The organism is Halalkalicoccus tibetensis, from assembly GCF_037996645.1.
Lineage (GTDB): Archaea > Halobacteriota > Halobacteria > Halobacteriales > Halalkalicoccaceae > Halalkalicoccus > Halalkalicoccus tibetensis.
The window spans coordinates 224,031-236,571 of sequence record NZ_JBBMXV010000002.1; the positions used below are offsets into that span (position 1 = coordinate 224,031).

The window sequence follows — 12,541 nt, forward strand, 5'->3', positions numbered from 1 at the left end:
ACGGGGCTTATCAGGTATTGGCTCGTGACTACGTGCAATGGCTGACACACAGGTCACCCGGCTGTTCGGTGGGCCCGGCAGCGGGAAGACGACGGCGCTCCTCGATCGCGTCGAGGAGATCCTCGAGGACGACTCGGTCGCCGTCAACGACGTGCTGGTCGTCTCGTACACCCGCGCCGCCGCCGCCGAGATCCGCGAGCGGCTGGCCGAGCGCCTCGACATCTCGCCGCGGAGCCTGCAGGGCAACGTCTGTACGATGCACGCGAAGGCCTACGAGCTGCTCGACCTCTCGCGGGGCGACGTCGTGGGCGAGAAGCAGAAAAAGGAGTTCTGCGAGTCCTACGGGCTCGAGTTCGAGGACGAGTACAGCGGCGCCGGGCGCCGGACCGCCCGCTCGACGACGCTCGGCAACAAGATCATCGCCACCAGCCAGTGGCTCCAGCGCACCCACAGGGAGGTCGCCGACTGGTACGACGTCCCCTTCCAGTGGGACGACGAGGAGGTCCGCCTGCCGCCGGAGATCGACGAGAACTCGATGTCGGGCAACAAGTACACCCCGACGTGGCCCAGCGACGACGATCGGGTCGACATCCCCGAGGCGATCCGCGCCTGGCGCTCGTACAAGGGCGAGGAGGGCGTCATCGGCTTCGCGGACATGCTCGAACGCGTCCAGCAGCGCTCGCTCGTGCCGAACGTCGACTACCTGGTGATCGACGAGTTCCAGGACATCACCACGCTGCAGTACGGCGTCTACGAGGAGTGGAAACCCCACATGAAGGGCGTGCTGATCGCCGGCGACGACGACCAGGTCGTTTACGCCTGGCAGGGGGCGGACCCCGCGCTCCTGCTCGACGCCGAGGTCGACGACGACAACGTCCTGCCGAACTCCTACCGGCTGCCCTCCCGGATCCTCGACGTCGTCAACCGGGAGGTCCGACACATCGAAAAACGCCAGGAGAAGGACCTCAACCCCCGCAAGGAGGGCGGCACCGTCGAGGCCGTCGAGAGCCCCTCGATGCTCGATCTGGTCCGGAACGTCCGCGCGACGGTCGCCGAGACCCCCGAGGAGACGGTGATGGTGCTGTTCCGCGCGCGCTACCAGATGTTCCAGTTCATCGACGAGTACATCTCCGAGGGGATGCCCTTCCGGGTGCTCACCGACCAGCGGATGTGGACCGACCGGCTCCAGCAGTTCATCTCGGCGGTCGAGAAGATCGAGGACGAGGAGGCGATCAGCGGACTCGAGGCTCGCCGGCTCGCGGACATGCTCGCTGACTCGGCCTTCAGCTCAAACGACCGCGACGACCTCTTCGACGAGATCGACGAGCGCCAGGAGGCCGCGGGCGTCGACGACGTGAGCGAGATCACGATCGATCCCGAGACGATCCGTGAACACGCCCCGTTCGTCCCCGATCCCGTCTCGGCGGCCGACATGTCCCGGAAGATCACGAGCTTCCAGCGAAAGAGCATGAAGGCGTACTTCGCGACGGGCACCTACGAGGGCGCGGACCCCGAACGGGTTCGGATCGGGACGATCCACTCCGCGAAGGGTCGCGAAGCCGACCACGTCTTCGTCGCGACCGACCTCACCGAGAAGGTCGTCGAGCAGATGGCCGCGACGATCGAGCAGGAGGAGGTCCCCCTCGAGGAGGAGTTCACCCGGACCACCAGCCCCGTGCCGATGCTCACCGACAACGAACGCCGCGTGTTCTACGTCGGGATGAGCCGGGCCCGCGAGCGGCTCGTCATGATGGAGAACCTCGTCAACGGCGCGCCGACGCTGCCGCTCGACGTACTGCTCTGCAACGAGCCCCGCGATGAGCCCATCGAGGAGCTGATCGCGGAGGCCGACGCCCCCGAGGCCGAAGTCCACTAGATGGAGTTCTCGGCGCTCGAGACGGAACTCGATTCCAGGGGGGCCGACGCCTTCGTCCACGTCGGCGACCGCTTCGACGACGACCTCGGATATCTCACCCGGTTTTCGGGCCCCGACCGCGACTACGCGTTCGTCTACGACGGCGAGGCGGTCCTGTGTGCACCCCGACTGTTCGAGGAGCAGGCCGAGCAGGAGTTCTCCGGAACCGTCGTGAGCGCGGCCGAACAGGAGGCGACGGCGGCGGGCGAGCGCGCCGCGGAGCTCGTCTCAGGGACCGTTCTGGTTCCTCAAGGGATCCCCCATGACGCGGCGGTCTGGCTCGAACGCGCCGGCTGCGAGCTCGAATCGACCGACGTCGTCTCCCGGATGCGGGTCCGAAAAACCGAGGCGGAGATCGATCGACTCCGGACGGTACAGGAGGCCGCTCAGGTCGGGATGGCCCGCGCGGAGACCGTGCTGGCCGCCGCGGGGGCCGAGGGCGATTCGCTGACGTGGGACGGCGGGGCACTGACGACCGAGCGCCTGCGGCGTGAAGCGAACGCCGCGATGGCCCGCGAGGGCGTGGATCCGGCCGGCAACACCGTGATCGGCGCGGGCGAGACGTGTGCGGATCTCCATTTCACCGGCGACCTACCGATCGAACGCGGCGAGACCGTCCTGCTCGACCTCTCGCCGCGCGGTCCCGAGGGGTACTACGGCGACCTCTCGCGCACGTTCGTCGTCGATTCGGAGGGGGGCTGGGAGCGCCGGGCCTATATCGCCGCCGAGCGCGCCCAGGACGCCGCCTTCGAGGCGCTCTCGGAGGGCGCCGGAACGGTCGCGAGCACGGTCCACGAGGAGACCGCCGCCGAAGTCGGGGCCTACGGCTTCCGGCCCGACGGCTCGCCGGGCTTCATCCATAGTACCGGCCACGGCGTCGGCATGAGCCTCCACGAGGCGCCGTCGCTGCGGGCCGACGACGAGCTCGAAGCGGGGACGGTCCTGACGATCGAACCGGGCGTCTACGATCCCGACGAGGGGGGAGTTCGCATCGAGGACCTCGTGGTCGTCCGCGAGGAGGGCTTCGAGAACCTCACCGACTACCCCCGGTCGCTCGTTCCGCGGAAGCGGTAGCCGTACTCCTTTCTCGGTCCGTCGTCCCCTCAGTCCCCACGGCGAAAGGGCAACAGCCCGCGGATCCAGTCCCGGGGGCCGCCGACACGGCGCATGACGTACTCCGGCAGGAACAGCATCGCGGCGGCCAGGAACAGGAAGGTCGCCCCGAAGACCGTTCGGCCCGCGACGAGGAACTCGAACCCGATCAGCCCCAGCGGGATGGCGAAGACCAGCCCCGACCCCATCTGGATCATGGTCAGGATTCCGGGGAGCTTCATGCGCCGGGTAGCGCGCCGAACGGTAAAACCCCGCCGGTGCCCGCATCGAAGAATTATACTCATCATAAAACCCGCTTGCAGAGTAAGGCACCATAGGTACCTCGTAGTCGAATATATACTTATCCGACTCAGACGGAAACATATCAGGGGTCTTCTATCTCGTCCTTTGAAAACCGAGTAGGGACTCCTGGACCGCTCTGAAGTCATGGGCTGAACATGAGAGACCACAGATCGGATCACACCACGGACCGGAGCACAGCGGGATCGAGCGAACGGGCCGCCTGGGGCCGTTCGGCGGGCGACGACTCCCACCGGAACCGACCGGGAGGACGGTGATCGCGCGTGCTCGACTTCCTCGACACACCCGACCGATCGGCGAAGCCCCGCGAGGAGGGGATCACCCACGCGCTCGACGACGGCGTCGGGGTTGACGAGGTACGCGACCGCCTCGAGGTATGTGAGGAGTTCGTCGACATCGTGAAGCTGGGCTGGGGGACCGGCTACGTCGCCGACCGCCTCGAGGAGAAGATCGCCCTCTACCAGCGCCGCGACATCCCGGTCTACTTCGGCGGGACGTTGTTCGAGGTGACGATCCGCCAGGGCCGCTTCGACGCGATGGTCGAGGAGCTCTCGGAGCTCGGCGTCGAGCACGTCGAGGTCTCGACCGGCGTGATCGACCTCGAACACGAGGAGAAATGCGGCTACGTCGACCGGCTCTCCGAGGAGTTCACCGTGCTCTCGGAGGTCGGCCGGAAGGACGCCGACGAGGAGCTCACGCTCGAGGAGTGGGGCGGGCGCGCCGAGCGCGAGCGCGAGGCGGGCGCCTGGAAGGTCATCATGGAGGGCCGTGCCGGCGGCGACACCGGCGTCTACGGCGACGACGGCGACGTCAAGGCCGGCCTGATCGAGCACACCGCCGAGCGGCTCGGCGCCGACTCGATCGTCTTCGAGGCGCCCCAGACGGAACAGCAGGCCTGGTTCGTCGAGCGGTTCGGACCCGAGGTCAACCTCGGGAACGTCCGCCTGGACGACGTGATCCCCCTGGAGACGCTCAGGCGGGGGCTGCGCGGCGACACCGTCGAGACGTTCCACCCCGAGACCGGGGTCGACAGAACCGAGGCGACGACCGAACTCGCGGGGATCGAAACCGATGATTGAGAACGACCACATCTTCCACCTGGCGATCCCGTCGCACGACCTCGAACGAGCCGAATCGTTCTACATCGACGGGCTGAACGCTGAAACGGGCCGCAAGTACGACGACCGGCTGACGATGGACTTCTACGGCGACCAGATCGTCTGCCACAAGACGAGCGAGGAGGAGATCGACGACGACGTGACGATGTACCCGCGCCACTTCGGCGTGACCGTCACCGACGAGTCGGACTTCGAGGCGATCCTGGACAACGCCCGGACCCACGACCTGCCGTTCTTCCAGGAGCCGATGATCCGCTTCGAGGGCGAGACCGACGAACACCGGACGTTCTTCCTCCAGGACCCCTCGAACAACCTGCTCGAGTTCAAGTGGTACAACGACCCGAGCCAGATGTACTGATGGAGGTCGAACGCTGCCCGCTTCCCGACGTCGAGTCGACCGTCGGGCCAGAGGACGCCGTCGTCGTCGTCGACGCGCTGCGCGCGAGCGCGACCGTCGCGACGCTGCTCGCGTGTGGCGCGAGCGGGGTGCGGCCGGTCGCGGACGGCAACGCGGCCGACGAGCCGCTCACGGCCGGCGAGCACCACGGCGAGCGCGTCGAGGGGTTCGACTTCGGCAACTCGCCGCTCGCGATCCGCGAGCGAAGCGAGGAGGTCGCGGGCCGCGACGTCGCGGTCCAGACGACGAACGGGACCAAGTGCGTGAACCGGGTCGACGGCGCGGGCCACGTGTTCATGGGCTCGACGGTCAACGAGTCGGCGCTGGCGCGGGCGGCCGTCGACCGGCTCCCCGAGGACACGCGAGTGTGGGTCGTCCCCGCCCGCCGGCGCGGCGAGTACGCCCCCGAGGACGACTACGCCGCGGCCCGGATCGAGCGCCGGTTCGCCGAGGAGCTCGGCCGCGAACCGCCCGAACTCGGCTTCGAGGCGGACCCCGAGGAGCTGTTCCTCGGGTCAGACACCGGCGAGTTCCTGATCGGGAAGGGGAGCCGGGACGACGTGGAACACTGTGCGAAACCGGACGTCTGCGGGGCGGTGCCGATGCTGCGCGACGGACTGTTCGTGGACGCGACGCGATCGACGGAGACGATACAGCCATGACCGACCGAAACGACACCACGACGGCGACGCATCGTTACCCGACCGACCGCACGGACCGCCCGGGGGCCGAACGATGACCGAGGTCACCGGGGCGGAGGCCGACGACGCCGACCCGGAGCCCGAGGGCAAGAGCGAGGACGAGGACGGCGACTACCTCGACGACATCGACGACGGGTCGGGCTGCACCGAGATCTGGGAGCAGCTCTCGGAGCGCCGCGAGAACGACGACTAGGCGCGAGCCGGAACCCGTTTGCCGACCGAGCGGGTAGGCCCGGTATGTTCACCGGGATCGTCGAGGCGACCGGCGAGGTCCTCGCGAGGACCGAGACCGACGACGGGCTCCGACTGCGGCTCGCCTGCCCGTTCGCGGGCGAGCTCGATGGCGGCCAGAGCGTGAGCGTCAACGGCGCCTGCCTGACCGTCGAGGAGCACAGTCAGGAGTGGTTCTCCGTCTTCCTCGCGAGCGAGACCGTCTCGCGGACCTACCTAGGCGAGCTCCGGGAGGACGAGCGGGTGAACCTCGAACGCGCGATGGCCGCCGACGGCCGGTTCGACGGCCACGTCGTCCAGGGTCACGTCGACGGCGTCGGCGAGGTCCGGGAGGTCGAGGAGGTCGGCGAGGACTGGCGCTTCGTTTTTTCGCTGCCCGACGACCTCACGAACTACGTCGTCGAGAAGGGCTCCATCACCGTGGACGGCATCAGCCTCACCGTCGCGGACCTCTCGGAGGGGGAGTTCTCGGTCGCGATCATCCCGACGACCTACGAGGAGACGACGCTGTCGGGAAAGGCGGTCGGCGACCCCGTTCACCTCGAAGCGGACGTGATCGCCAAATACGTCGAGCGGGTTAGCGCTCCGTATTGAGTCGAGAGAGGATCGTACGTTCCCTTTTCGGCCACTACATTGAAGAAGCGAGTCGAATAGATTCCATACATGGACCGGGAAACGAAATGGGGGATCGGGTTCGTCGTCATCGGGCTCGGGGCGCTAATACTACTGAGTCTCGACGAATCGTTGCTCTCGCCGCCCGGCAGCGATGCCGTGAACCCCCGCCGGACGGACCGGATCGGGGTCCTCGGTGCGCTTGCACTCACCGAACTGGGTGCGTATACGCTGGTGAGCAGTGACTGACCGGTCTCTTCCTTCGAATCCCCGGACCGCGTCGCGACTCCGCAAGCCGCTCACGGCGGTCGTGAGGGCGGCCAGCGTCAGGGATCGAACTCCGTGAGCTCGGGCGTCAGGTCGCCCTCGTCCCCCCTGACCCCGGCCGCGTCGTAGGCCCGGCGGTAGCCCGCGAGCTTCCGGTAGAGGAAGTACGCGACGATCGCGTCGTAGACGACGATGAAGCCGATCAGCGCGACGGCGGGCGTGATCCAGGTCGCCGCGCCGACGAGCGCGCCGGGGACGACCCCCGAGAGGGTGTTGTACAGCGCGTGGAAGACGGCGGCGATCAACAACCCCTTGACCACGATCGGACCGGCGTGTTCGCGGTTGAACTTCGCGAGACCCAGATAGAAGCCCGCGATCGCCGAGTAGAGCACGTGACCCGGCCCCGCGAGCGCGCGGACGGCGGCGGTGTCACCCGCCGCGCCGATCACTTCGGTGCCCGCGACGCCGGCTTCGAGCCCTTGAGTGATGTACAGCGCGTTCTCGATGGTCGCGAAGCCCAGCCCGGCGGCGGCGCCGTAGACCGCCCCGTCGATGACGGCGTCGAAGCGGACGTCGCGGTAGGCGTAGAGCCGTATCGCGAGCAGCTTGACGGTCTCCTCGACGGGGCCGACCACGAGGAAGAAAAAGAGCGAGAGCGCGACGAAGGTCGCGACCTCCGTGGCTCCGGGGGCGACCGCCTCGGTGACGGCGACGATCGCGCCGAACGGGAGCATCCCGATGGAGTTGATCACCGCGGCGAACATCGCGAAGAGGATCGAGAGCAGGAACGTCGCGACGAGCAGCGACAGGGGCTCCCCGGTGGTGATGTCGATATACCAGACGTAGGCCGCGATGGCGAAGGCGGGCACCACCGAGAGGAGCACGAGCACCCCGACGAAGGGGTCGGCGACCGCCCCGAGCCCCCCGAGGACGAGCTGTGCGAGCAGGAAGAGCGCGGCGAGCAGGACGATCAACGCCTTCGCGCCCGCGACGCCGGCGCGATAGAGCCACGCCGAGAAGGCATCGACCGCCGACCGCTTCTCCCAGGTCGCGATGTCGTAGAGGTCCCGCGAGTCGCGCGACTCGCGGTCGACCGGATCTCGCTGCATACCACCCCTATAGGGCCGCCCCCTCTAATCCTTTGGACCCGGCTGACGGCCGATCCGAGGGTGGAGCGGCGATCGACGACTAGTCAGACTCAACAGACCCGAAGCCCAAGCCCCGCGCATGCACTTCGACCAGCGGACCCAGCAGGCGCTTCGCGAGGCCGGGCTCGACCAGGACGCGATCATCGAGACCTCCGACCGCGTCGCCGAGCTCGTCGACGAGGACGCCGCCCAGTTGGAGGCGTTCTTCGACGAGCACGACATCGTCTACTCCGACATGGACCTCGCGCACGGCCGCGAGGAGTTCCCCGAGCACGCCGTCGAGTTCTGTGACCTGTTCACCCACGGCGCCGACATCCGGGGGTATCTGCGTTTCGACACCTGGGGCGTTCCCGTCGAGGGCGGGCGGGTGCTCGGCGAGGAGCTCGTCGAGCTCTCGCTGGGCCCGACCGTCGATTCCCGCGTGAAGTTCGCCGCCTCGCGCGACGCCCTATGAGGGTCGCGATCCGGGGGATCTACACGACGGCGCTCACCCGGCTGTTCGCGGAGGCGGGCCACGAGGTCGTCCAGGCGACCGACCCGATCCGCGAGCGATTCGACCCCGAGTTCGGGGACGGCCCCGCCGACCTCTCCTGTACGACGAGCCGCGACCGCCAGGGCGTCTCGCTGTCGGGCGACCCGGACGCGGTCGCGGAGGCGAACGAACTGCTCGGGGTCGGGCGGGACACCTTCCGGTTGGACGACCCGACCCCGCTCGGCTCGGTCCACGAGGGTCGCGTCGAGGGGACGCGCAGCGGCGGGGCGGTCGTCTCGCTGTCGGAGGGCAGGGGCTACCTGCCGTTCGACGACGCCGACGGCTACGTCGACGAGGGCGATTCCCTCCGGGTGCAGGTCGCCGAACCCGCCGCCCCCTGGAGCGACGACGATCCACGGCTCTCGACGGCGATCCGCGCGCGAACCCCCGGCGGGCTGGCGGCGCTGCGCGAGGGCGGGTCGGGGATCGACGCGCCCGACGAGGAGACGGCGGGGCTGGTCGACCTCCTCTCGGTCGAGACCCCCGAGGAGTGGGGGGTCTCGCTGGGCAGGCGGGCGCGTGAGGCGAGCCTCGCGGACCTCGAAGCGGGCCTCTCGCGGGCGGCGGAGCTCGCCGAGGAGTTCGAGGGAGGCGACACTGTCGAACCCTACGCGACCGCGTGGTGCTGGTTCGGCCGCGAGAGCCGGTTCTCGCTCGATGCCGAGCGCCGCGCGGTCACGACGACGATGGCGGGCCACCACCGGATCAAGGCCGGCTCGAGCCGCGCGAGCGACGCGGTGGACTTCGCGGAGGCGCTCTGCGAGCCCAAGGAGTTCCCGTTCGAGGCCGTCGCGGGCCAGTTCGGGCCCGAGGAGGGCGACGCGCTCGCGATCGAGCACGGCAAGCCCTCCGGGAAGGTGATCACGCTGGGCCGGGGCGAGGTGATCGAGTACGACCCCGAGGGCTCGATCACCCTGCGCCGCGAGATGACCGCGGGCGGGAGCTACGACGCGCTGGGAACCCCCCGCGAGTCGGGCGACGTCGCGATCACCACGCTGAAGGAGGGGCGCTGGTGGTATCCGACGGTCTATCGGGACGACGAAGGGGCAACGAAGGGCACGTACGTCAACGTCTGTACGCCCGTCGAGCTGTTCCCCGAAAGCGCCCGGTACGTCGACCTCTATGTCGACGTGATCAAGGGGAGAGACGGGACCGTCGAACGGGTCGACGGCGAGGAACTGAGCGAGGCGGTCGCTGCCGGGCTCGTGAGCGAGGAGCTCGCGGGAAAGGCCCGGAGCGTCGCGGCGGCGATCGAGCGCGCGCTGGGGTAGATCCGAACGATCAGGCGTCGGGGACGTCCGCGTCGGGGTCGTCCTCGACGTCGCGCTTCATCGACTCGCGGCGGGATTTGGCGTCCCTTCCCGTCGCCTCGAGCAGGAAGCTGTTCTTGGCGTCGACCGCGTCGGCGGCGGCGTCGGCGTTGCCCTCGGCGATGACCTCCTCGGCGGGGCGTTCCTCGAAGTGGACGCCGAGCTTGTCCTTCTTGCCGCTGTAGACGACCGTGCCGGCGACGATCCGCTCGAAGACCGGGTTGTCCGGCTCGTCGACCACATAGAGGTCGCTGCCGTTGTGTTCCTCGGTGTCGGTGATCGGGCCGAAGTACTCCTCGATGGTCCCCTCCATGTCGGGAATCCGCTCCTCGAGGTGCTCGCCGCGTCGCATCTTGTACTCGCGCATTGGGACCCGTTCGACAGCGCCGGATTTACGGGTTTCGTCTCAGCGCTCGCCCTCGGCGAGGTAGCCCTTGTGACACTCCGGGCAGATGTCGCCCGCCCGCAGCGAGTCGCGCGCCTCGAGCCCCCGGGTCCCGCAGTTCGGACAGTACAGCGCCGCCGTGGCTTCGGACCCGGTCGGCCGGTCCGGCGCGGAGCTCGGGCCCGCGCTGACGAAGGTGGACTCCCCGTCGCCGGCGTCCTCCCCCTTCATGATCTCCGCGCCCTGGTTGGCCTGCGGGGTGAGCCCGCCGCCGAACTCGAGGTCCGTCCTGCCGTCGGGGGCCTCCGCGTCGAACCCCTCGTCCTCGCCCTCGACGCTCGGCCAGCCGGCCGAGGGCTCCTCGTGATCGCCCACGTCGGGCCACGCCCCCGGCTCGCGGTCCTCGCCTCCCTCGTCGTCCATGACCTCCGCGTCCTCGCTTGCGGGGTCGGGGTTGGTCCCGATCCCGGCTCCGCTCCCGTCGCGGGCCTCATGCTGGTGGTCGGCGGTCGAGGGAGCGTTCGTCGCCCGGGGGCGGGTGTCCTCGTCGGACCGGGTCCGACCGTCGTCGCCGGACGGGACCCACCCGTCCCCGTTCGACGGGGCCCGAGCGTTCCCACTCGACGTGGTTCGAACGTCTTCGGTCGAGCGGGCCCGGATCCCCGGCTCGCCCTCCCCGGAGCCGACGTTGGATCGGGGCTCGATCCCCGGGCCCGAGTCCCCGGGGGCGGCCGGTTCGGTCCCGGAGCGTGGCGGTCCGGGGGTGGTTTCGGTGGTCGCTCCCGAGAGCTGGGTGACCTCGGTGTTCTCGCTGATCGTCCGCGTCGCCCCACAGCGCGTACAACGCTCGAGTTCGACGACGCTGATGACGACCTCGTTGCCCCGTTCCTCGCGGTCGCGCTCGATCTCGCTTTCCCCGTACTCGTGGCCGAGGAGCGAACAGCGAAGGCTCATGGCAGTACCCTACCGTGACAACGCTAAAAGGGTACTGCTCCCGTCGACGACGGCCGCTTGTCGGGTCGGATCGGGTCGCCCCACAGTATAAAGCCCTGCCCGACGGATGAGGGGGTATGGGGGCAACGCGGGCGTACCGGGGCCGCACGGACGACGAGACCGCCGTCCTCGACGCGCTGATCGAGCGACCCGACCAGGGGATGACGGTCCTCGAGCTGCGCACCCGCGCCGACGTGACCATTGACGAGCTCGAGACCGCGCTCGGGGCGCTGAGCGACGACGGCCTGATCGACGTCGAGAAGAACGGCGACCGGACCGTGATCAAGCCAGACGACTCGGTCGTTCCCGACCCCGACGAGGGGACGGAGCCGTCGATCGTCGACCGGGTCCGCGACAGGCTGCCGTTCTAAGCGGCACGCTTTACCGGCGCGATACCCGACGCCTAGATATGACACGGAGGTGCCGATGAGCGTTCTCGAGTCGTTTCACGCGAACCACGGCGCGACGTTCGAGGAGCGTGCCGGTCGCCGGCTCCCGCGCCACTACGGCCGACCCGAACGGACCCACAAGGCCGTCAGGAACGGCGTCGGCGTCATCGAGACGGCCTACGACGTCCTCGTCGTCACCGGCGACGACCGGGTGGAGTACGTCGACAACGTCCTCTCGAACCGCGTCCCGGACGAGGACGGCGAGGGCTGCTACGCGCTGCTCTGTGACCCGCAGGGCCGGATCGAGCTCGACTGCTACGTCTACAACGCCGGCGAGCGACTGCTGCTGTTCGCCCCGCCGGGCCACGGCGCCGGCCTGGCCGAGGAGTGGCGCGAGAAGGTGTTCATCCAGGACGTCGGGATCGAGGTCGCCACCGACGACCTCGCGGTCCTGGGGGTCCACGGCTCGAAGGCCACCGAGAAGGTCGCGAGCGTGCTGAACAAGATCGGCGTCCCGGAGGGCGAGCTGGTCTTCGACCGGGGGACGATCCACGACGTCGGCGTGACCGTCATCGCGACGGACGACCCGACCGGCGAGGACGGCTACGAGATCGTCTGTGGCATCGATGAGGCCGAGACGGTGCTCGATACGCTGATCAACTACGGTACCGGCGCAGTCCCGTTCGGCACCCAGGTGTGGGGTTCGCTGACGCTGGAGGCCGGCACCCCGCTGTTCGACAGCGAGCTCGAGGGCCGGATCCCGAACGTCCTCGGGCTCGGGAACGCCGTCGACTTCGAGAAGGGCTGTTTCGTCGGCCAGGAGGTGATCAGCCGCGTCGAAAACAGAGGGGAACCCAGCCAGCGCCTCGTCGGCCTCCGGTGCGAGGCGCTCCCCGAGGCGGGCGCGGCGGTCCGCGATGACGGGGATGGCGTCGGCGAGGTGACGCGCGCGATCGGGAGCCCCTCGCTCGACGAACCGATCGCGCTCGCGGTCGTGGAGTTCGGGCTCGAACACGAGGAACTGACCGTCGGCGAGGGGATCGACGCCCGGGTGGCGGAGCTACCGTTCGTCGAGGGCAGCGGGCGCTCGGCGCGGGTGCCGGCATACGGCGAGTGAGGTGCGTACGAAG

The 12,541-nt window shown here is 69.1% G+C and carries 16 protein-coding genes; 12 read left to right on the forward strand and 4 right to left on the reverse strand.

Features of this window, described 5'->3' with window-relative positions; translation table 11 throughout:
- Positions 1-37 precede the first annotated feature (37 nt).
- Together WOA58_RS06530 and WOA58_RS06535 are read left to right on the forward strand one after the other, a co-directional pair.
- Complete coding sequence (locus tag WOA58_RS06530; protein ID WP_340603373.1) at positions 38-1,876, forward strand: ATP-dependent helicase; 1,839 nt, start codon at positions 38-40, stop codon at positions 1,874-1,876.
- Positions 1,877-2,989 (forward strand): M24 family metallopeptidase, encoded by a 1,113-nt coding sequence (locus WOA58_RS06535; RefSeq protein ID WP_340603374.1) that lies wholly within the window; start codon positions 1,877-1,879, stop codon positions 2,987-2,989. It abuts the gene before it with no gap.
- 29 nt (positions 2,990-3,018) lie between these two features.
- Here the strand turns inward: WOA58_RS06535 and WOA58_RS06540 are convergent, their stop codons facing one another.
- A complete protein-coding gene (locus tag WOA58_RS06540) occupies positions 3,019-3,249 on the reverse strand; it encodes a DUF7533 family protein (RefSeq protein ID WP_340603375.1) in 231 nt (76 codons plus the stop codon).
- A 342-nt stretch (positions 3,250-3,591) separates the two neighbouring features.
- Here WOA58_RS06540 and WOA58_RS06545 point away from each other — a divergent pair, with 342 nt between their 5' ends.
- From WOA58_RS06545 to WOA58_RS06570, 6 genes are all read left to right on the forward strand, one after another.
- The gene (locus WOA58_RS06545; protein WP_340603376.1) at positions 3,592-4,407 is read left to right on the forward strand and encodes a phosphosulfolactate synthase; all 816 of its coding nucleotides are present in this window, start codon (positions 3,592-3,594) and stop codon (positions 4,405-4,407) included.
- Positions 4,400-4,804, forward strand: coding sequence for a VOC family protein (locus tag WOA58_RS06550; protein ID WP_340603377.1), 405 nt, complete (start codon positions 4,400-4,402; stop codon positions 4,802-4,804). The genes WOA58_RS06545 and WOA58_RS06550 overlap by 8 nt, the downstream gene beginning before the upstream one ends.
- Positions 4,804-5,505, forward strand: a complete 702-nt coding sequence (locus tag WOA58_RS06555; protein ID WP_340603378.1) for a 2-phosphosulfolactate phosphatase — start codon at positions 4,804-4,806, stop codon at positions 5,503-5,505. Before WOA58_RS06550 ends, WOA58_RS06555 begins: the two co-directional genes overlap by 1 nt.
- A 73-nt stretch (positions 5,506-5,578) precedes the next feature.
- Complete coding sequence (locus WOA58_RS06560; RefSeq protein WP_340603379.1) at positions 5,579-5,737, forward strand: hypothetical protein; 159 nt, start codon at positions 5,579-5,581, stop codon at positions 5,735-5,737.
- Between the two features lie 44 nt (positions 5,738-5,781).
- Complete coding sequence (locus WOA58_RS06565; protein ID WP_340603380.1) at positions 5,782-6,369, forward strand: riboflavin synthase; 588 nt, start codon at positions 5,782-5,784, stop codon at positions 6,367-6,369.
- A gap of 69 nt (positions 6,370-6,438) precedes the next feature.
- Entirely contained in the window at positions 6,439-6,636 is a 198-nt protein-coding gene (locus WOA58_RS06570) for a hypothetical protein (RefSeq protein WP_340603381.1), read from the forward strand.
- 77 nt (positions 6,637-6,713) lie between these two features.
- Here the strand turns inward: WOA58_RS06570 and WOA58_RS06575 are convergent, their stop codons facing one another.
- A complete protein-coding gene (locus WOA58_RS06575; RefSeq protein ID WP_340603382.1) occupies positions 6,714-7,763 on the reverse strand; it encodes a PrsW family intramembrane metalloprotease in 1,050 nt (349 codons plus the stop codon).
- Positions 7,764-7,881: 118 nt separating this feature from the next.
- Between WOA58_RS06575 and WOA58_RS06580 the strand changes: the two genes are divergently transcribed.
- Entirely contained in the window at positions 7,882-8,256 is a 375-nt protein-coding gene (locus WOA58_RS06580; RefSeq protein ID WP_340603383.1) for a DUF7532 family protein, read from the forward strand.
- On the forward strand, positions 8,253-9,605 hold the full coding sequence (locus WOA58_RS06585) for a ribonuclease FAU-1 family protein (protein WP_340603384.1): 1,353 nt from the start codon (positions 8,253-8,255) through the stop codon (positions 9,603-9,605). The genes WOA58_RS06580 and WOA58_RS06585 overlap by 4 nt, the downstream gene beginning before the upstream one ends.
- 10 nt (positions 9,606-9,615) lie before the next feature.
- Here WOA58_RS06585 and WOA58_RS06590 read toward each other — a convergent pair whose 3' ends face one another.
- A complete protein-coding gene (locus WOA58_RS06590) occupies positions 9,616-10,011 on the reverse strand; it encodes a DUF5611 family protein (protein ID WP_340603385.1) in 396 nt (131 codons plus the stop codon).
- Positions 10,012-10,050: 39 nt separating this feature from the next.
- Positions 10,051-10,983 carry a DUF7093 family protein gene (locus WOA58_RS06595; protein ID WP_340603386.1) on the reverse strand — a complete coding sequence of 311 codons (933 nt, stop codon included), beginning with the start codon at positions 10,981-10,983 and terminating at the stop codon, positions 10,051-10,053.
- Between the two features lie 116 nt (positions 10,984-11,099).
- Here WOA58_RS06595 and WOA58_RS06600 point away from each other — a divergent pair, with 116 nt between their 5' ends.
- Entirely contained in the window at positions 11,100-11,393 is a 294-nt protein-coding gene (locus WOA58_RS06600; protein WP_340603387.1) for a DUF6432 family protein, read from the forward strand.
- Positions 11,394-11,448: 55 nt separating this feature from the next.
- Positions 11,449-12,528, forward strand: a complete 1,080-nt coding sequence (ygfZ, locus tag WOA58_RS06605; RefSeq protein ID WP_340603388.1) for a CAF17-like 4Fe-4S cluster assembly/insertion protein YgfZ — start codon at positions 11,449-11,451, stop codon at positions 12,526-12,528.
- Positions 12,529-12,541: the final 13 nt, after the last annotated feature.